The sequence below is a fragment of the Streptomyces sp. NPDC006544 genome (genome assembly GCF_040611715.1).
Classification (GTDB): domain Bacteria; phylum Actinomycetota; class Actinomycetes; order Streptomycetales; family Streptomycetaceae; genus Streptomyces.
The window spans coordinates 20,882-40,015 of the sequence record NZ_JBEXOV010000068.1; the positions used below are offsets into that span (position 1 = coordinate 20,882).

The window sequence follows — 19,134 nt, forward strand, 5'->3', positions numbered from 1 at the left end:
GGGCGGTGATGGAATCATGGCCGCTGTTCGATGTCGCTGTCCGCCCTCCGCCGTCCGCGTGAGCCCGAGGAGCAGTTCTTCCATGGAGCCGTCACCCAAGCGCATGCCGACTCTCGACGAGGTGGCCGCACGCGCCGGCGTGTCGCGCACGGCGGCCTCCCGGGTGATCAACAACGCCCCGCATGTCAGCCGCGCCAAGCGGGAGGCGGTCCAACGGGCGGTGCGCGAGCTGGATTTCGTGCCCAATCCGTCCGCGCAGGCCCTCGCGACCCGCCGGGTCGGAGCGGTGGTGCTGGCGGTCTCCAGCGATGAACCGGGGCTGTTCGCGGACCCGTTCTTCGCGGAGGTCATCGTCGGCGTCAGCGAGGCGCTGGAGCAGACAGAGCTGGAACTGATCCTGCTGCTGGCCAACACCCCGCGCGGCCGGGAGAGGTTCGAGCGGCTGCTGCGCTCCCGCCGGGCCGACGGCGTCATGCTGATGGCGCTGCGGGGCGACGATCCGCTGGGCCGCCTGGTCGAGGAGGTCGATCTCCCCGTCGTCTTCGGCGGACTCCCGCTCATCGGGGAACCCACGTGGTACGTGGACGCCGACAACCGGGGCGGTGCCCGCCTGGCCGCCGAGCACTTCGCGCGCACGGGCCGCCGACGGCCCGTCATGGTCACCGGCCAGGTGGACGCCAGGGCCTCCGTCGCGCGGGAACAGGGGTTCACCGACGGTCTGACCCTGTCCGGCCTGCCGCTGCTCGGGGTCGAGCCCGGGCAGTTCACCGAGGAGGGCGGCGCCGAGGCGATGGAGCGGCTGCTCCGCGAACACCCTGATCCCGACGCGGTGTTCGCGGCCTCCGACGCGATGGCCATCGGCGCTCTGCGCACCTTGCGGGAACGGGGGCTGCGGGTGCCCGAGGACGTTGCGGTGATCGGCTTCAACGACCTGGCGAGCGCCCGGCACACCAGCCCGCCGCTGACCACGGTCCATCAGCCGGTACGGGCGCTGGGGCAGGAGATGGCCAGGATGCTGGTCAGTGCCATCGAAGGACACCGTCCCAGCCCGTTGATCCTCCCGACCCGCCTGACCGTGCGCGAGTCGGCCCCCGATCTGCCCGCGCCCGATCTGCCCGCGCCCGCCTGACCGGCGGGCGCTTGCGGCAGGGTAAGGGTCAGATGAATCGCCACAGGTGGTCGTCGGTGCCGTTGTCGTCCCAGAGGACGGTTTGCGCTCCCTGGGCGGTGGAGGCGCCGGAGACGCCGAGGACGCGGCCGCTGTTGGCGCACTGGATCCTGAAGGCGTCGCCGCCGCCGTGGCGCAGGCGCCACCGGTGGTCGGCGGTGCCGTTGTCCGCCCACTGGACGATCCGGGCGCCGTTGGCGGTGGCGCCGTTCTCCACGGCGAGGACCTTGCCGCTGTGGGAGTTGCGCAGACGCAGGTAGCCGCCGGTGTCGACGACGGCCGTCCAGAGATGGTCGGCGGTGCCGCTGTCGTCCCACTGGATGGCGAGGCCGCCGTCGGCGGTGGACATGTCCCGCACACCGAGGACCCGCCCGCTGGCGACGTTCTGGATGCGCCTGGCGCCGTCGGGGACGAACTGCCACTGGCTGGCGGGGGCGCCGGTGTCGGGCACCTGTACGGCTGCGGCGCCGTTGGCGGTGGAGCCGCCTTCGATGCCGAGCAGCTTGCCGGTGTGGACGTTCTGAAGCTTGTGGTAGCCGTTGCCGGCGTCGACGACGGTCCACCGGTGGTCGGCGGTGCCGGTGTCGGCCCACTGGAGGACCGGGGCGTTGTCGGCGGTGGACATGTCCTTCACGCCGAGGACCTTGCCGCTGTTGAGGTTGCGCAGCCGCAGCGCGGTGCCGTCGACGAGGAGGAGCCAGTCGTGGTCGGCGGTGCCGGAGTCGGTCCACTGGAGAGCGAGGCCCCCGTCGGCGGTGGACATGTCCCTGATGCCGAGGACGAGTCCGCTGGCCGCGTTGACGAGACGGAAGCCGGGACTGTCGGTCCGCCAGTAGACGGTGTAGTTGAAGCCCTGGGCGTCGTGGAACGGGCCGAGTTCGACCTTCGTTCCGTTGGCGGTGGCCGCGAACGCGAGGGCGGTGCCGCTGGTGCGGGTGATCGAGGAGCGGTCCAGGGCCGGGAGGGAGGACAGTGCGGTGCTGCCGTAGTTGCCGGCGAGGACGGCGGGGCCGTAGGTGATCGCCGCGACACCGGGGTTGTCGTTGGAGGCCTGGAGGGCCACGCGCATGGGGAGTTTCACGGTGACGGTATCGCCGGAGGCCCAGGACCGGGTGAGCGTGGCGTAGGTGCCCGGACTGGCGGTGACGCTCTGGGCGACGCCGTTGACGCTGAGGGTGGCGCCCGAGGTCCATCCGGGGATGCGGATGCGCATCGACCAGGTCCCGCCGGCGCCGCCGGTGACCTTGAGCGCCGTGGTGTCGGCGGCCGGATAGGCGGTGGTCTGGGTGACGGTGATGCCTCGCTGGGTCCAGTTCAGGACGGAGGGGAGGAAAAGGTTCACGGTGAGGGTGGTGCTGCCGTCGTGGAAGTAGACGGAGTCCATCAGCTTCGTGTTGGACTCGACGCCCGTTCCCTGGCAGCACCAGAACGTGCCGTAGTCGGTGCTCCAGGTGCCGCCGCCCCACGCCGGGCCCTTGCCGCGGCGGCCGCCCGGGTTGAGGGGGGTGAAGTAGGTGACGTGTCCGTGCGGGTCGGCCGGGTTCTGGGCGCCGATGACGTGGTTGAGCAGCGTCTTCTCGTAGAAATCGAAGTACGACGCCCGGCCGGGGTCCAGCTGCCACAGTTCCCGGGTCAGCTTGAGCATGTTGTAGGAGTTGCAGAGCTCGCAGGTGTCGGGGACGAGGAAGCCGGAGACGGCGTTCGGGGCCCGGAAGTGTTCCGCCTGGCTGTTACCGCCGATGGCGTAGGTGTGCGCGGTGGTGCAGATCGTCCACGCGTTGGCGGCGATGTCGCGGTAACGGGTCGTCCCGGTGGCCTTGTACTCGCGCACGGCACCGATCCACTTGGGCACCTGTGTGTTGGCGTGCAGGCCGTTCAGTCGGTCCAGGTTCGCGGCGAGGGGGTCGAAGACCGCCGCATGGTCGAAGCGCTGGGCGGCGGCCAGCCAGCGTGCGTCGCCGGTCTGCTGGTGGAGGTCGGCCAGCACCTCGTTCATGCCGCCGAACTCGACGCCCAACAACGACTGCATCTTGCTCTGGCTGAGCGCGCCGGTGCGCCGGTCGACCCAGCCGGCGAGCGCGAGGAGCACGTCGCGGGCCTGCGTGTTGCCGATGAGGCGCCATACGTCGAGCAGGCCGGCCATGGTCTTGTGGATGCAGTAGTACGGGACGTTGCCGTTGGTCAGCGTGCCTGATTCGAGGCTGGTGAAGTCGGCCTCGGGGAAGCCCGACAGGTAGCCGGCGGAGAAGCCCGCCGTGGAGTTGTTGGCCTGGCACTTGGCGAGTTCGGCCACCATGCGGTCGGCCTTGTCGCGGCAGGTGGTGTCCCCGACCGCGGCGTAGGCCTGGGCCCATGCCGTGAGGAAGTGGCCCTGCACGTGGGTGCGGAAGGGGAACGCCGGGTCGTCCCATCCTCCGGTCGGGGTCGCGGCGTTGGTGGAGAGCCGGTGGTTGGCGCGGAAGTTGTACAGCAGTCGGTCGACGTCGATGAAGCGGAGGTAGGCCAGGGTGCGGTTCTGATTGTCGAGCCAGCGGCTGCTGGTGAGCTGGACCTGGCCGAGGTCGAACGGGAACGCCGACACTCCGGCGTCGGAACCGACCGGGAGCGTCTGGGCCGTGGCGGAGAGGGTGTTGAGTACGGGGCCGACAGCCGCGGCTACGGCCGCGACGCCGGTCGCCTTGATCATGGCGCGGCGGCTGAAGGGGGGAACCGGCATGGCGAACTCCATGGTCCGTGAGAGATAGGGGCGCCGCACACAAGGGCTGTTGGGCGTCGACCGGCGGCTGCGAGGTCGGTGGGGGCGGCCGCCTGCTGCATGAGTGTTAGCGCTCACAATTGACGTGTCAATACTTTCGACGGGCGGCGCCGACAAGGCGGGCCCGCGCACGGCGCACCGCGCGCAGCTGCTCCGGGTGACCGGTCCGCTCCGGCGGCGTGCGGCGCGGCCACCTGCACCGCGGCCACATGGGGTCGGCTGGGCGGGAGGTGAGGTGCGTGCCGGCAGGTGGCGGACGCGGACCGCCACCTGGCCGCGGCACCAGCGACGTCAGGGCCTGCCCGGCGGTTCCTGCGGGCTCGGGCTCGGGCTCGGGTACGTGATGTCGAACCACGCGAAGTGGGCTTGGTTGGTGGAGGGGCGGTCCTTGGAGGTGGCGTAGAGGCCGAGCTGGATGCTGGTGAACAGCGGGGTGAGGAAGGTGGCTTCGACGGTGGTCAGGTCCTGCCAGACGCCGTCCGGCGCCGAGTGGGCGAAGGTGTGGCTGAAGCCGCGGATGCGGACCCCGAGGCGAACGGGGCCCGGGGGGAGGGGAGCGCCGGCCAGGACCTCGGCCCCGTGGCGGAGGCTAAGCCCTTCCGCGGTGCGGACGAAGAGGAGATGGGTGTCGTCGTCGAGGACTACGGCGAGGCCCGCCTCTTCGTCCGGCGTGGCGGGGGTGAAGTGCAGTTCGGTGGAGACGTCGCAGTCGGGCTGTTCCTGGGGGCGGGCCAGGAGGGACGGGGTGGCGCGGTCGCCGAGGCGTTCGGGGCGGAGCTGGAGGCGGAGCCCGTCGCCGGTGGTCCAGAACGGCTCCGGCGGTGTGCGCAGGCTGCTCCAGTCCGGGGAGAGCGTGGCGAAGTCGTCGTGGAGGGGGCGGCGGAGGCCGGTGTGGGCGACGGGGGAGAAGACCGGCCAGCCCGCGTCCCAGGTGATCCGGCTGAGGAAGGTCTCGCGGCCGAGGGCGGAGCCGGGGCGGACGCCCAGGAGGACGGCCCGCCAGTCGCCGTTCGGGGTTTGTACGAGGTCGGCGTGCCCGGTGCAGGTGACCGGGCCCTTGGCGGGCGGTAGCACCGGATTGCCGGGGGCGCCCTTATAGGGGCCGGTCACGCGGTCGGCGCGGGCGGCCACCACGCTGTGGTCCACATCGGTGCCGCCCTCCGCGGTGACCAGTAGATAGGTGCTGCCGGTCTTGTACAGGTGCGGAGCTTCCGACCATCGGGCGCCGGGGTGGGTTCCCGCCCACAGGACGTACTCGGGGCCGGTCAGCCGTCGTTCCCGGGGAAGGTATTCGCGCATCCAGATCTCGGTACGGCCCGCGGCTGCGTCCACGACCCGTGCGGCGGTGAACCAGGCCCGGCCGTCGCCGTTGCCGTCGCCGCCGTTGCCGTCCCCCTCCCCGTCGCCGTTCTCGTGTCCATCGTCCTCGTCCGGCCCGTCGTCGAAGAACAGCGACGGGTCGAAGCCCTCGCCGTCCAGCCAGTGCGGCTCCGACCACGGCCCCGCCGGGTCGGTCGCGGTGACGACGAAGTGGCCGGGGCCGTCCATCAGCGTGCAGACGAGGTGGAAGACCCCGTCGTGGTGCCGGATCGTCGGCGCGAACAGGCCCCGGGAGGGCTCGCACCCGTCGAGGTCGAGCTGGGACGGCCGGTCGAGCGCGGAGCCGATGCGCCGCCAGTTCATGAGGTCGCGGCTGTGGAAGACGGGAAGGCCGGGGAACCATTCGAAGCTGGACGTCACCAGGTAGTAGTCCGCTCCCACCCGGCAGACGGACGGGTCGGGCCGGAACCCGGGCAGCACGGGCTCACCGAAGACGGGATCATCGAAGATCGTGCTCATGAAACCGGCACGGTCTCGACCGGCACGGACAGCACCCGGTCGGCCGCCGGGTGGCGTACGGGGCCCTCCAGAGTGAAGGAGCCCTGGAGCGGAAGATCGCCGCTGGACCGTCCGACGGCCACGCCGATCTCCCCGGGCTCCACTCTTCTGCGCAGGTCGAGCCCGGTGAAGGAGGTCCGGTCGGCATGGACGGAGAAGGTGATCCGGGCGGCCGCGCCCGGCCCCAGTTCGACCCTGGCGAATCCGGCGAGCCACCGCTGCGGCCGGACGACGGAGGCTACGGGGTCGGAGAGGTACAACTGGACCACCTCGGTCCCGGCCACCTCGCCGACGTTGCGTACGGTGACCGACACGGCGACGGCGCCGTCCGTCGCGGCGACCGGATCCACGGAGAGTTCCGAGCAGGTGAAGCTGGTCCAGCTCAGCCCGTGTCCGAACGGGAACAGCGGGGTCGGGTCCACCGAGCTCCAGTCGGTGTGCCCACCGAGCCTGCCGCGCAGGTAGGTGCCGGGCTGGCCGCCGACCTGGCGGGGGATGGAGACGGGCAGCCGCCCGGACGGTTCCGCGGCCCCGCTGATGATCCGGGCCAGCGCCGTCCCGCCCTCCTCACCGGGGAAGAAGGCCTGTACCACGGCCGATGCGCGCTCGGCCAGCGTGCCGAGCGCGTAGGGCCGTCCGGAGACGAGGACCAGGACGGTCGGCACCCCGGAGTCGAGAACGGTGGAGGCGAGTGCGGCCTGGTCGCCGGGCAGGTCGAGGGTCTCGGCGTCGCAGCCCTCTCCGGAGGTGCCCCGGCCGAACATGCCGGCCCGGTCCCCGAGCACCAGTACGTTCACGTCCGGATCGTCCGCGGTGACCGTGAACCCGGCGGCGGTGAGCGCCTCGCCGAGCGTCGGGATCTCCAGCCCGAGGTCGCCGGGCAGCGCGACGTGGTTGGGGAAGGAGTAGCAGCCGAGGAAGGACTGGGGGTCGTCGGCGTACGGCCCGCTGATCGCGACCCGGCACGGCCGCAGCGGCAGGATGCCGTCGTTGGCGAGCAGCACGGTGGACCTTTCGGCCAGGAGCCTGGCCAGTGCCCGGTTCTCCGGCGGGTCGAGGTCGACCGGCTCGGGCTTGACGGGCTCCCAGTCGGGGTCGAGCAGGCCGAGCTCGGCCTTCTGGAGCAGGACTCGTTCCGCGGCCCGGTCGACGAGCTCCTCGGACACGGTTCCCGCCCGCACGAGCTCGGTCAGCGGCTCGCCGTAGCACCGGGCCGTGGGCAGTTCGACGTCGATCCCGGCGGTCAGCGCCAGCGCGCCGGCCGCGCCCCGCGATCCGGCGACACCGTGCCGGGTCTCCAGGAAGGAGACGGCGTAGTAGTCGGCGACGACCACACCGCTGAACCCCAGCTCACCCCTGAGCAGTTCGGTCAGCAGCCGCTCGTCGGCGGCCACCGGGACGCCGTCCACGTCGGTGTAACTGTTCATCACCGACCGGGCTCCCCCCTCGCGCAGTGCCCGTACGAAGGGCTCGACCAGGACGTCGGCGAACTCGCGCGGTCCCGAGGCGACGGGGGCCATGTTCCGGCCGCCGCGCGAGGCCGAGTACCCGGCGAAGTGCTTGAGGGTCGCCACGATCCCGGCGCCCTCCAGGCCCTGCACATAGGCGGTGCCGATCGCTCCGACGAGATAGGGGTCCTCGCCGATGCACTCCTCGGTCCTGCCCCACCGGTAGTCGCGGACCACGTCGAGCACCGGAGCCAGCCCCTGGTGGACGCCGACCCGCCGCATCCCGGCGCCGATGGCGGCGGCCATCCGGCGCACGAGCCCGGGATCGAAGGAGGCGCCCCAGGCCAGCGGCCCGGGGAAGACCGTCGCCCCGAACGTCATGAACCCGGTCAGGCACTCCTCGTGAGCGACCGCCGGTATCCCGAACCGGCCGGATCCGGTCACCTGCCGCTGGAGCGAGGCGAGCCGCTCCATCCCGGCCTCCGCGGTGATGGGCGCGGTGCCGTACACCCGGGTGAGCTGGCCGAGCCCGTGGGCGACGATGTCGTCGAGTCCGGGCGCGGACTCCCCGGAATCGTCCTCCATCGGCGCGACCGGTGCGCCCGGATCCGAGGGCAGCGCCCAGAAGCCGGCGAGCTGACCCGCCTTCTCCTCCAGCGTCATCCGTTTCAGCAGATCGGCGACTCGTAGGGACACGGGCAGGAGGGGGTCACGCCAGGGCTCGGTCAAGGAGTTCTCCTAGGAACGGGGCGGGGCGGTGGAGAGGCGGACCTTGAGCTCGGTCGAGAGCTCCATCCGGGGGCTGACCAGGGGCTGGCCGTCCAGGAGCTGGAAGAGTGTGCGGGCGGCGAGCCGGCCCATCTCCTCCAGCGGCTGGCGCACCGTCGTCAGCGGCGGGGACAGCCAGTCGCACATCGGCAGGTCGTCGAAGCCGACCACGCTGAGGTCCTGCGGGATGCTCAGTCCGCCCTGGCGGGCGGCTTCGTAGACGCCCATCGCCTGCTGGTCGCTGCCGGCGAAGATGGCGGTCGGCGGCTCGGGGAGGGCGAGCAGTTCCCGGGCGCGCTGGAACCCGCCCTCGTGCTGGAAGTCGCCGAACCGGATCAGGTCGCGGTCGACCTCGATCCCGGCCCGCTCCAGCGCGGCGCGGTACCCGTCGATGCGGGCCTGGCTGCAGAGCATCTCCTTGCGCCCGCCGATCGCGGCGATCCGGCGGTGCCCCAGCTCCAGCAGGTGTTCCGTGGCGGCGAGGCCGCCCGCCCAGTTGGTCGCGCCGATGCTCGGCACACCGTTGCCCGGCAGGTCGATCGGGTCGATGACGACGAGTGCGACCCCGGCCTGTTCGACCTGGGCGCGCTGGGCCTGGGTGACCGAGGCGGTGACGAGGATGACGCCGTCGCTGTGGTGCAGGACCGGCAGTGCGGCCCAACTCGAAGGCGTGGCCTCGCCCGGCGGGACGAGCGACACGACGGTGCCGACGCTCCGCTGGGCGCACTCGGCCTCGACGCCGCGCAGTATTTCCACCGCCCAGGCGCTGTCCAGACCGCCGATGATCAGGTCGACCAGGCCGGACCTGCGGGCCCTGGCCTGCGCGCCGGGGTGGAGGTAGTTGTGGGAGCGCAGCAGGCCCTCGATCCGTTCGCGTGTCGCGGGTGCGACGTCGGAGCGGCCGTTGACCACCTTGGACACGGTGGCCTGGGAGACCCCCGCCTCAGCGGCGATGACGGCCAGGGTCGGACGCTGCTCACTCAACTTCTCTCCTCTGCGCGGACGCCTTGAGGACGCCTTGGGCTAGCGACAGGTATCGCAAACTTTCGAAGAGTTTCCGGTCGGCACGACCTCATTGTCAAGCCACAAGTGGGCTGCTGCCGATGGAAATTCGGTGAGAAGCCTTGACCGGGGGGCTTCACGTTCCTAGTTTATGGCAGCACGAATTCGAGAAGGTTACGAAACATTTTCGAACTGAACCGGCATTCACCACCCCGGAGGTCCCATGGCCAGCACACCCCCGAGTCGACGAAGCTTCCTCGCGCTCTCGGGCCTGACCGCCCTGTCCGTCTCGCTCACCGCGGCCTGCGGCGGCGGGGGCTCCGGCTCGGGGCCGGCGGCCGACGGCAAGGTGACCTTCGCGTGGTGGAACATCGCCACGACGGAACCGGGCAAGTCCCTGTTCCCGCAGATCTCCTCGGCGTTCACGACCGCCCACCCGAACATCACGATCAACACGACCTCGTTGGAGAACGAGGCCTTCAAGTCCAAGCTGACGGCCAACACTTCGTCGGGCAAGCTCCCCGACGTCTTCCAGACCTGGGGCGGCGGCGTTCTGCGGCAGCAGGTCGATGCGGGGCTGGTCGAGGACCTCACCGAGGCGTTCGGGTGGTCGTCCGACCTCACCCCGGTCTCGCTGCAGGCCTATCAGTTCGAGGGCCGGACCTACGGGGTGCCCTACGACATCGGCATGGTCGGTTTCTGGTACAACAAAAAGCTCTTCGCCCAGGCCGGGATCAGCGCTCCGCCGGCCACCTGGGCCGAGTTCCTCGAAGACGTCAAGAAGCTCAAGGCGGCGGGCGTCACTCCGATCGCCCTCGCGGGCAAGGAGAAATGGCCGGGCCACTACTACTGGGCCTACCTCGCGATGCGCGTCGCGGGACTCCCCGCGCTGCAGCAGGCCGCGACCACCAAGGACTTCACCGGAGCCGGCTTCGTCCGGGCGGGCACGCACCTCAAGGAGCTGGTCGACCTCCAGCCGTTCCAGACGGGCTTCCTCGGCGCCGGCTACTCCACTCCCGGCGGCCAGGCCGCGACCATGGGCAACGGCAAGGCCGCCATGGAGCTGATGGGGCAGTGGGCGCCGTCGGTGCAGAAGGACGCGGGCGCGGACCTCGGAGCGGACCTGGGCTTCTTCCCCTTCCCGACGGTCGACGGCGGCGTCGGCCAGGCCACCGAGGTGTTCGGCGGTGGCGGCGGCTTCGCGCTGCGCAAGGGCGCCCCGAAGGAGGCGCTGGACTTCCTGAAGTTCTTCGTTCTGGAGAACGAGTCCAAACTGCTGGCCTCCAACGGCTACCTGCCGGTGGTCAAGGGCGCGGAGAGCCAGCTCACCGAGCCCAACAGAAAGGCGGTGGCCGACAGCCTGGTCAAGGCGACGGGCTTCCAGCTCTTCCTCGACCAGGCCTACCCGCCCGCGGTCGGCCAGGAGGTCAACGACAGCGTCGCCGACCTCATCGCGGGCAAGAAGACGCCCGAGCAGGTCACTAAGTCGATCACCGAGGCTGCGAAGGGTGCCTAGCTCCGTGTCCACGCTGACCAAGGAGCGGACGCGGGACGCCGTGCCGGCGAGCCCGCCAGCCACGGCACGGTCGCTTCTGCACGGGTTGGGAAGCTGGGCGTCGGTCGCCTGGTTCCTCGTCCCGGCTCTGGTCCTCTTCCTCGTCTTCGTCCTCGCCCCGATCGTCGTCGCCGTCTACACCGGCTTCTTCAAATGGGGCGGGATCGGCCCCCTGGACGACTTCATCGGCTTCGGGAACTACGCCGCGCTCTTCCGCGATCAGGTCTTCCTCGGCGATCTGAGGCGCGGGCTCTACCTGATCGCCCTGTCGATCACGGTGCAGTTGCCCTTCGCGCTGTTCACCGCGGTCCTGCTCAACCAGCGGCTGCGCGGCCGGGCCGTCTACCGGATGCTGTTTTTCGCGCCGTACATCCTGTCCGAGGTGGTCACGGCGGTCCTCTTCACGATGATCTTCCTTCCCGGTGCCGGCATGGCGGACCATCTCGCAGGCGCCCTCGGCCTGGAGGGGCTGCAGGGGAAGTGGCTCGCCGATCCCTCGACGGTCATGCCGACCCTGTTCGTGGTCATGACCTGGAAGTACTTCGGCTTCCACATGATGCTCTTCCTCGCCGGACTGCAGAGCATTCCGAGCGAGATCCTCGAAGCCGCCTCCATCGACGGCGCGGGCGCATGGCAGCGCTTCCGGCACGTGACGCTGCCGCTGCTCGGCCCGACGATCCGGATCAGCGCCTTCCTTTCGATCATCGGGGCCATCCAGCTCTTCGACCTCGTCTGGGTCATGACCGCGGGCGGGCCCAACCACTCCTCGGAGACGATGGCGATCTCGATGTTCCAGTTCGGGTTCAAGCGCTACCAGGTCGGCTATGCCAGTGCGATCAGCGTGGTGATGTTCATGATCAGCTTGGTCTTCTCCCTCTTCTACCAGCGCTACGTGCTCCGCCGTGACCTGAGCGGGGCCGTCACCTCGGGAGGTGGCCGATGAACGCACGCAGGACGGCACGCGGCCTGTCGCTGCACGCCGTGGTCTGGCTGATCGGCGCGTTCGTCGTCGTGCCGCTGGTCTACGCGGTGATCTCCGGGTTCAAGAGCACCGGCGAGCTGACGACCAACCCGTTCGGGCTGCCCGAACACTGGAAGACCGGCAACTACACCGGCATCCTCGGCGACGGAATGTTCTGGCGGCAGATCGCCAACAGCGCGGGCATCGCGATCGGCACGGCATGCTGCACGGTGGCGGTCTCGGCGATGGCGGCGTTCGTGCTGGCCCGCTACGCCTTCCGGGGCAGGGAGCTGTTCTACACGCTGTTCACGATCGGGCTCATGTTCCCGTTCGCCGTGGCCGTCCTGCCCTTGTTCCTGCTGCTGCGCACCTTCGACCTGCTCGACAACCCGCTGGGAGTGATCCTCCCGCAGGCGGCCTTCGGGCTCCCCATGACGATCATCATCCTGCGCGGCTTCTTCCGGACCATCCCGGCGGAGGTCGAGGAGGCGGCGATCATGGACGGCTGCGGCAAGTTCCGGTTCTTCTGGAAGATCCTGCTGCCGATGGCGCGTCCGGCGCTCGGCACGGTGTCGGTGCTGGCGATCGTCGCGAGCTGGAACAACTTCTTCCTGCCGCTGCTGGTGTTCAACGACCCGAAATGGCAGACGATCCCGGTCGGCGTCCAGCAGTTCCAGGGCCAGTACTCGACCGACTACGCGCTCGTCCTCGCCTACATCGTGCTCGCCATGGTCCCCGCCCTCGCGTTCTACGCCGTCGCCGAGCGGCAGTTGATCGGCGGCCTCACGGCGGGCGCCACCAAGGGCTGACCCGTCCCGCGCGACCTCCACCCCCGAGGAGACATGGTGAAACGTCTGATCGCCCTGACCGTCCCAATTTTGTTAGCGCTCACATCACAGGTGGTGGCCGCCCCCGCCCCCGCGCGAAGCGGCAGCGCCATCGACTTCCGCACGGCGCTCCAGCCCATCGACGGGTTCGGCTTCTCGATGGCCTTCCAACGGGCCGACCTGCTCCACGGCGCGCGCGGCCTCAGCCCGGCCAAGCAGCGCGAAGTGCTCGACCTGCTGCTCAGCAAGGACAAGGGCGCGGGCCTCTCGATCCTGCGCCTGGGCATCGGGTCGTCGACCGACAGGGTCTACGACCACATGCCGACGATCCTGCCGGCCGATCCCGGCGGACCGGACGCCACACCGGAGTACGTCTGGGACGGCTGGGACGGCGGCCAGGTCTGGCTCGCCAAGGAGGCCAAGTCCTACGGCGTCAAACGGTTCTACGCCGACGCCTGGAGCGCCCCGGCCTTCATGAAGACCAACGGGAGCGAGAACAACGGCGGCGAGCTGCGGCCCGAATGGCGTCAGTCCTACGCGAACTACCTCGTGCAGTACGCGAAGTTCTACCGCCAGGAAGGCATCGGGATCACCGACCTTGGATTCACCAACGAACCCGACTGGACGGCGACCTACGCCTCGATGCGGTTCACCCCGCAGCAGGCCGTCGACTTCCTCAAGGTGCTCGGGCCGACCGTCCGCGCATCCGGACTGAAGACCGGGCTGGTCTGCTGCGACGCCGCGGGCTGGGACCGGCAGGTCGCCTACACCGAGGCCATCGAGGCGGACCCCGCCGCCGCCAAGTCCGTGCGGACCGTCACCGGCCACCGCTACAGCGGTCCCACCGCGGTCCCGCAGCCGACCGACAAGCCCGTGTGGATGTCGGAATGGTCTCCGGACGGCGCCACCTGGAACGAGAACTGGGACGACGGCACCGGCTACGACGGTCTCGCCGTCGCCGCCGACATCCAGAACACCCTGACCGTCGGCAACGCCAGTGCCTACGTCTACTGGACCGGCGCGTCCCTCGGCGCGACCCGGGGACTCATCCAGCTCGCCAACCCCGGTGACGGCTACCGGGTGTCCAAGCGGTACTGGGCCCTGGCCGCCTTCAGCCGCTTCATCCGCCCCGGCGCCGTCCGCGTGCCGGTCACGAACGCCGACCCGGCACTGCAGATCACGGCCTTCCGCAACACCGACGGCAGCCGCGTGATCGAAATCCTCAACACCGCGACCACCGAGAGCTCCACCGAGTTCTCCCTGCGCGGCGGGCACGACCGGCACCCCGACGGATACGTCACCGACGGGACCCGCTCGATCACCCCGGCCGACATCGTCTCCACGCACGGCACGACCCTCACGGCGACGCTCGCCCCGCGCGCACTGACCACGATCGTCCTCGACTGAACCGCCCGCACCCCGAGGAGCAACCCGCCATGTCCCTTCACCTGTCCGCTCCCGTGTCCCGGATCCTCACCGCTCTGTCCGCCGCCGTCTGCCTCTCGGCCGGCCTCGCCGCAGCGCCCGCGGCCGCCGAGCCCCGTCCCAGGACGCTCGGCGAACTGGCCGCGAAGCACCACAAGTACTTCGGCTCCGCCACCGACAACCCCGAGTTCACCGACGCCGCCTACCTGAAGCTCCTCGGCAGCGAATTCGGCCAGACCACCCCCGGCAACGCCATGAAGTGGTACGCCACCGAGCCCGAGCGCGGAGTCTTCGACTTCACCGACGCCGACAAGGTCGTCGCGTTCGCCAAGGCCCACCACCAGAAGGTCCGCGGCCACACCCTCATCTGGCACAACCAGCTTCCCGCCTGGCTCACCGAGGGCACCTGGAGCGCCGACGAGCTGCGCGCCATCCTCAAGAACCACATCCAGACGGAGGTCCGGCACTTCAAGGGCCAGGTGATCCACTGGGACGTCGTCAACGAGGCCTTCAACGAGGACGGCACCTACCGCGAGACGCTCTTCTACAAGACGCTCGGCCCCGGCTACATCGCCGACGCCCTGCGCTGGGCCCACGAGGCCGACCGGCACGCCAAGCTCTACCTCAACGACTACAACGTCGACGGCACAGGCCCCAAGAGCGACGCCTACTACACCCTGATCAAGCAGTTGAAGGCCGACGGGGTCCCGGTGGAGGGCTTCGGCATCCAGGGCCACCTGGCGCTCCAGTACGGCTTCCCCGGCGACGTCCAGCAGAACATGCAGCGCTTCGCCGACCTCGGGGTCGACGTCGCGGTCACCGAGCTCGACATCCGGATGGCCCTCCCCGCGACCCCTTCGATGCTCGCCACCCAGGCCACCTGGTACGCCGACTACGTCAAGGCCTGCCTGGCGGTCAAGAAGTGCGTCGGCGTCACCATCTGGGACTACACGGACAAGTACTCGTGGATCCCCTCCGTCTTCCCCGGCGAGGGCGCGGCGCTGCCCTACGACGAGAACCTGCTGCCCAAGCCCGCCTACCACTCGATCAAGGAGGTGCTGGGCGGATGATCAGGACGGCGATCGTCGGAACGGGCGGGATCGCGGGCATCTGCCACGTTCCCGCGCTGCGGGCGCAGGCGCACCGGGCCCGGATCGTGGCAGCCGTCGACGTGGACGCCGCGCGCGTCGAGGCGTTCGCGGCAGAACACGGCATCCCCGCGGTCTACACCGACCTCCACACGATGCTCGAGGAGCAGGGGCCGGACCTCGTGCACCTGTGCACGCCTCCGTTCCTGCACGCCGAACAGGCCGTGGCCTGCCTGGAGTCGCAGGCGTGGGTGTGGTGCGAGAAGCCGGTGGCCCTGTCGCTGGCCGAGCTCGACCGGATCCGCGGCGCCGAAGGGCCCGCCCGCGCGGGCGCGGTATTCCAGCACAGGTACGGCTCGGGGGCCCGGTACCTGCGCGACCGGATCGCCGCCGGGACGCTGGGCCGTCCGCTCGTCGCGCAGTGCGTCACTGCGTGGTACCGCGACGACGCCTACTACGACGTGCCCTGGCGCGGCACCTGGGAGAGCGAGGGCGGTGGTCCGACGCTGGGCCACGGCATCCACCAGATGGACCTGATGCTCGCGGTGCTCGGCGAATGGGCCGAGGTACGCGCGATGGCCGGCCGCCTCGAGCGCGACGTCCAGACCGAGGACGTGTCCGCGGCCCTGGTCCGGTTCGACGACGGAGCCATCGCGACGGCTCTCAACAGCGTTCTGTCCCCGCGCGAGGAGAGCTATCTGCGGTTCGATCTCACCGACGCCACGGTCGAGCTGCGGCACCTGTACGGCTACTCCAACGCGGACTGGACCTTTACCGCACGGTCGCCGGGCGTGAAGTGGGAGCCGCCGGACGACCTGCCCAGCTCGCACACCGCCCAGCTCGCGGCCTTCCTGGACGACTACGAGGCGGGCATCCGGCCCGACCTCGGCAGGCCGACCATGGAACTGGTCACCGCCTTGTACAAGGCCGCGATCACCGGCCTGCCGGTCCGGCGCGGAGAGATCGACGCGGCCGATCCGTTCTACGGTTCGCTCAACGGAGGGCGCCCGGGGGTGTTCCGGTGACGTTCGAACTCCTCGAGAACGAGGACTCGCTGACCGTCCGGGCTCGCGACGTCGACCTCTTCCGGTACGTGCACCGGCCGGTCATGGACCCCTTCGAGGCGCCGAAGCCCTACCTCCATCCGGTGCGCACGCTCGCCGGCGACGTGGTCACCGGGTACCGGCCGCACGACCACCGCTGGCACAAGGGCGTCCAGATCACGGCGTCGTGGCTGTCGGGGCAGAACTTCTGGGGCGGCGGCACCTACCTGCGCGGCCAGGGCTACGTGGACCTGCCGAACCTCGGCACCATGCGCAGCCTCGCCGTGTCCGCCGAAACGGGGCACGGCCGAGCCGTGATCACCGAGGGCCTGGCCTGGTACACGATGGCGGGGGAGCACTGGATCGACGAGCGCCGCACGCTGACCGCACACGACGTCGGGGCCGACTTCTGGACCCTGGACGTCACCACCTCGCTGACCAATGTCCGCGACAGCGGTCTGATGTTCGGCAGCCCCGGCACACAGGGCAGAGAGCTCGCCGGATACGCCGGCCTGTTCTGGCGCGGCCCGCGCGACTTCACCGGCGGCGACGTGATCGGCCCCGCGATGGGCGAGCAGGGCGACTGGCTGGCCTTCATCGGCACGCACGACGAGGTCGACCGCTCCTCCACGCTCCTGTTCCTGGACGATCCCGACGCCCCCTGCCACTGGTTCGTCCGCAGTGAGCCCCTCCCCGCCGTCAACCCGTCCCTGGCGTTCGACGAGGAACTGCCACTGGCCCCCGGCGACACCCTCTCGCGCCGCTACCGGATCGTCGTGGCCGACGGCGCATGGACCCCCCGGCGCCTGTCCCGCCACATCGCGGAACACCCGTGGTGACCCCGCTCCCCGGCGGCGTGGGGATCTCCGGGCTGACCGTGTACGACTGGGAGGCCGCCGACGGGCTGTGCGGCGGCACACCCCACATGCACCTCGTCTGCTCCGAAGCCTACGTAGTCACCGGCGGCGCGGGCAGCGTCCAGACGCTCACCACCTCCGGCTTCGCCGACACCCCGTTGCACCCCGGCGACGTCGTCTGGTTCACCCCCGGCACGATCCACCGCCTCGTCAACGACGGCGGCCTGCGCCTCGTGGTGATCATGCAGAACAGCGGACTCCCCGAGGCGGGCGACGCCGTCTTCACCTTTCCCGCTCCGGTGCTGGCCGATCCCCACGCCTACCGCAGGGCGGCCGGCCTGAGCGGCGACCGTTCCGCGGCAGCGCGCCGCCGCCGCGACCTGGCACTGGAAGGCTTCCTGGCCTTGCGCGAAGGCGGGCTGCGGGAGTTCCACATCGCGGCGCACCGCCTGAAGAGCGAGCTCCTGGACGCCTGGTGGATCCGCTGGCGTGACGGCCCCCTGGCCGCGGCCGTCACGACCGGCCGTCAGCTGGAACGGCTGAAGGCCGGAGACCTCTCCCACCTCGACCACGGCGAAGTGTCACGGCTGGAGTGCCCGGAGCACCGACGCTTCGGCATGTGCGGCCGTCTCCACACCTATTCCGTCCCCGGCCCCTCAACGCGTCCGCCCCGCGGTCCGTCGGGGTCACCCCGCCCCCACCCTCCGAAGGAGCCCTTCTGATGTGGTCCCGCCATCCATCCCCGGTCCACCTGAGACGACGCCTGCTCGCCGTCCTCGCGCCCTTGCTGCTCCTGGCCGCCTTCCTCGGTGTGCAGCCCGCCGGCGCGGCGGCGGCCGTCGACCCGAACGCCTCGTACGTGCTGGTCAACCGCAAGAGCGGCAAGGCCCTGGACGTCTACAACCTGGCGACCAACGACGGCGCCCGCATCACCCAGTGGGCCCGGAACGATCAGAACCAGCAGCAGTGGCAGTTCGTCGACTCCGGCGGCGGTTACTACCGCATCAAGTCCCGCCACTCCGGCAAGGTGCTGGACGTCCAGAACGGGTCCACCGCGAACGGCGCCGCCATCGTCCAGTGGGCCGACGCGAACGCCACCAACCAGCAGTGGCGGCTGGCCGACAGCTCGGACGGCTACGTGAGGCTCATCGCGCGCCACAGCAACAAGGCCCTCGAAGTACAGGGCGGCTCCACCGCCGACAACGCGAACGTCGTCCAGTACGACGACTGGGGCGGCACCAACCAGCAGTGGCAGCTCGCCCGGGTCGGCGCCGGCAACCCCGGTTCCTGCGACCTTCCGTCGAGCTACCGCTGGACGTCCACGGGCCCGCTGGCGCAGCCCAAGCCCGGGTGGGCCTCGCTCAAGGACTTCACCGTCGCCCCCTACAACGGCAAGCAGCTCGTCTACGCGACGACCCACGACACGGGGAAGAACTGGGGCTCGATGAACTTCAGCCCGTTCACCAACTGGTCGGAGATGGCCTCGGCCGGTCAGAACGCGATGTCGACGTCCACCGTCGCGCCCACGCTCTTCTACTTCGCGCCGAAGAACATCTGGGTCCTCACATACCAGTGGGGTGGCGGAAGCGCCTTTTCCTACCGGACGTCGAGCGACCCCACCAACCCCAACGGCTGGTCGTCACAGCAGGTGCTCTTCTCCGGAAGCATCGCAGGGTCCGGAACAGGACCGATCGACCAGACCCTCATCGGTGACAGCACGAACATGTACCTGTTCTTCGCCGGTGACAACGGCAAGATCTACCGGGCCAGCATGCCGATCGGGAACTTCCCGGGCAGTTTCGGCTCGAACTCGACCGTGATCATGAGCGACACGACGAACAACCTGTTCGAAGCCGTTCAGGTCTACAAGCTCCAGGGCCAGAACCGCTACCTCATGATCGTCGAGGCGGACGGCTCGCAGGGCCGCTACTTCCGCTCGTTCACGGCCACCAGCCTGGACGGCTCGTGGACGCCCCAGGCCGGGAGCGAGAGCAGCCCATTCGCCGGTAAGGCCAACAGCGGCGCCACCTGGACCAACGACATCAGCCATGGCGAACTGATCCGCACCAGCGCAGATCAGACCTTCACCGTCGATCCCTGCAACCTGCAGTTCCTCTACCAGGGGCGCGACCCCAACTCAGGCGGCGATTACGGCCAATGGCCCTACCGGCCGGGTCTGCTGACACTGCGCCGCTGACGGCGCGACACGGGTCCGGCTCCGCGGTGGAGCCGGCGCGGCGGGCGGGCTCGGCCCAAGGCCGAGCGTGCTGGGTACGAAGCCGAGCGAACTCGAACTCGCCTACAAGATCGGCGGCCGTCCGCACCTGCGCGGCATCGACCAGCTGGACATCAGCCTGAG

The 19,134-nt window shown here is 70.2% G+C and carries 14 protein-coding genes; 10 read left to right on the forward strand and 4 right to left on the reverse strand.

All coding sequences use genetic code 11. The features are described 5' to 3' along the window. The first annotated feature begins 82 nt into the window (after positions 1-82). Entirely contained in the window at positions 83-1,129 is a 1,047-nt protein-coding gene (locus ABZY44_RS26775; protein WP_356658059.1) for a LacI family DNA-binding transcriptional regulator, read from the forward strand. Between the two features lie 28 nt (positions 1,130-1,157). On the opposite strand, the gene ABZY44_RS26780 is transcribed toward ABZY44_RS26775, so the two are convergent. The 4 genes from ABZY44_RS26780 to ABZY44_RS26795 form a co-directional block, all read right to left on the reverse strand. Continuing rightward, the gene (locus ABZY44_RS26780) at positions 1,158-3,896 is read right to left on the reverse strand and encodes a beta-L-arabinofuranosidase domain-containing protein (protein ID WP_356658061.1); all 2,739 of its coding nucleotides are present in this window, start codon (positions 3,894-3,896) and stop codon (positions 1,158-1,160) included. A 318-nt stretch (positions 3,897-4,214) separates the two neighbouring features. Beyond that, the gene (locus ABZY44_RS26785; protein ID WP_356658063.1) at positions 4,215-5,762 is read right to left on the reverse strand and encodes a glycoside hydrolase family 43 protein; all 1,548 of its coding nucleotides are present in this window, start codon (positions 5,760-5,762) and stop codon (positions 4,215-4,217) included. Beyond that, positions 5,759-7,978: a glycoside hydrolase family 3 N-terminal domain-containing protein gene (locus ABZY44_RS26790; RefSeq protein ID WP_356658065.1), complete on the reverse strand. Its 2,220-nt coding sequence runs from the start codon at positions 7,976-7,978 to the stop codon at positions 5,759-5,761. The genes ABZY44_RS26785 and ABZY44_RS26790 overlap by 4 nt, the downstream gene beginning before the upstream one ends. A 9-nt stretch (positions 7,979-7,987) precedes the next feature. Beyond that, positions 7,988-9,001 (reverse strand): LacI family DNA-binding transcriptional regulator, encoded by a 1,014-nt coding sequence (locus tag ABZY44_RS26795; protein WP_356658067.1) that lies wholly within the window; start codon positions 8,999-9,001, stop codon positions 7,988-7,990. 241 nt (positions 9,002-9,242) lie between these two features. On the opposite strand from ABZY44_RS26795, the gene ABZY44_RS26800 reads away from it, so the two are divergent. From ABZY44_RS26800 to ABZY44_RS26840, 9 genes are all read left to right on the forward strand, one after another. Further along, positions 9,243-10,535: an extracellular solute-binding protein gene (locus tag ABZY44_RS26800; RefSeq protein WP_356658069.1), complete on the forward strand. Its 1,293-nt coding sequence runs from the start codon at positions 9,243-9,245 to the stop codon at positions 10,533-10,535. Between the two features lie 76 nt (positions 10,536-10,611). Further along, positions 10,612-11,517, forward strand: a complete 906-nt coding sequence (locus ABZY44_RS26805; protein ID WP_356658085.1) for a sugar ABC transporter permease — start codon at positions 10,612-10,614, stop codon at positions 11,515-11,517. Next, positions 11,514-12,344 carry a carbohydrate ABC transporter permease gene (locus ABZY44_RS26810; RefSeq protein WP_356658071.1) on the forward strand — a complete coding sequence of 277 codons (831 nt, stop codon included), beginning with the start codon at positions 11,514-11,516 and terminating at the stop codon, positions 12,342-12,344. The genes ABZY44_RS26805 and ABZY44_RS26810 overlap by 4 nt, the downstream gene beginning before the upstream one ends. Before the next feature lie 33 nt (positions 12,345-12,377). Beyond that, on the forward strand, positions 12,378-13,769 hold the full coding sequence (locus tag ABZY44_RS26815) for a glycoside hydrolase (RefSeq protein WP_356658073.1): 1,392 nt from the start codon (positions 12,378-12,380) through the stop codon (positions 13,767-13,769). A 29-nt stretch (positions 13,770-13,798) separates the two neighbouring features. After that, entirely contained in the window at positions 13,799-14,857 is a 1,059-nt protein-coding gene (locus tag ABZY44_RS26820; RefSeq protein WP_356658075.1) for an endo-1,4-beta-xylanase, read from the forward strand. Then, complete coding sequence (locus tag ABZY44_RS26825) at positions 14,854-15,900, forward strand: Gfo/Idh/MocA family oxidoreductase (protein ID WP_356658077.1); 1,047 nt, start codon at positions 14,854-14,856, stop codon at positions 15,898-15,900. Before ABZY44_RS26820 ends, ABZY44_RS26825 begins: the two co-directional genes overlap by 4 nt. After that, positions 15,897-16,757, forward strand: a complete 861-nt coding sequence (locus tag ABZY44_RS26830; RefSeq protein ID WP_356658079.1) for a PmoA family protein — start codon at positions 15,897-15,899, stop codon at positions 16,755-16,757. Before ABZY44_RS26825 ends, ABZY44_RS26830 begins: the two co-directional genes overlap by 4 nt. Then, positions 16,754-17,497: a cupin domain-containing protein gene (locus ABZY44_RS26835; protein WP_356658087.1), complete on the forward strand. Its 744-nt coding sequence runs from the start codon at positions 16,754-16,756 to the stop codon at positions 17,495-17,497. Before ABZY44_RS26830 ends, ABZY44_RS26835 begins: the two co-directional genes overlap by 4 nt. After that, positions 17,497-18,972, forward strand: coding sequence for a non-reducing end alpha-L-arabinofuranosidase family hydrolase (locus ABZY44_RS26840; RefSeq protein ID WP_356658081.1), 1,476 nt, complete (start codon positions 17,497-17,499; stop codon positions 18,970-18,972). Before ABZY44_RS26835 ends, ABZY44_RS26840 begins: the two co-directional genes overlap by 1 nt. Positions 18,973-19,134: the final 162 nt, after the last annotated feature.

Bases quoted from the DNA above. Each gene is read 5' to 3' on its own strand.
- ABZY44_RS26825 (WP_356658077.1), top strand. From the start codon at position 14,854: ATGATCAGGACGGCGATCGTCGGAACGGGCGGGATCGCGGGCATCTGC.
- ABZY44_RS26820 (WP_356658075.1), top strand. From the start codon at position 13,799: ATGTCCCTTCACCTGTCCGCTCCCGTGTCCCGGATCCTCACCGCTCTG.
- ABZY44_RS26780 (WP_356658061.1), bottom strand. From the start codon at position 3,896: ATGGAGTTCGCCATGCCGGTTCCCCCCTTCAGCCGCCGCGCCATGATC.
- ABZY44_RS26800 (WP_356658069.1), top strand. From the start codon at position 9,243: ATGGCCAGCACACCCCCGAGTCGACGAAGCTTCCTCGCGCTCTCGGGC.
- ABZY44_RS26775 (WP_356658059.1), top strand. From the start codon at position 83: ATGGAGCCGTCACCCAAGCGCATGCCGACTCTCGACGAGGTGGCCGCA.
- ABZY44_RS26815 (WP_356658073.1), top strand. From the start codon at position 12,378: ATGGTGAAACGTCTGATCGCCCTGACCGTCCCAATTTTGTTAGCGCTC.
- ABZY44_RS26840 (WP_356658081.1), top strand. From the start codon at position 17,497: ATGTGGTCCCGCCATCCATCCCCGGTCCACCTGAGACGACGCCTGCTC.
- ABZY44_RS26810 (WP_356658071.1), top strand. From the start codon at position 11,514: ATGAACGCACGCAGGACGGCACGCGGCCTGTCGCTGCACGCCGTGGTC.
- ABZY44_RS26785 (WP_356658063.1), bottom strand. From the start codon at position 5,762: ATGAGCACGATCTTCGATGATCCCGTCTTCGGTGAGCCCGTGCTGCCC.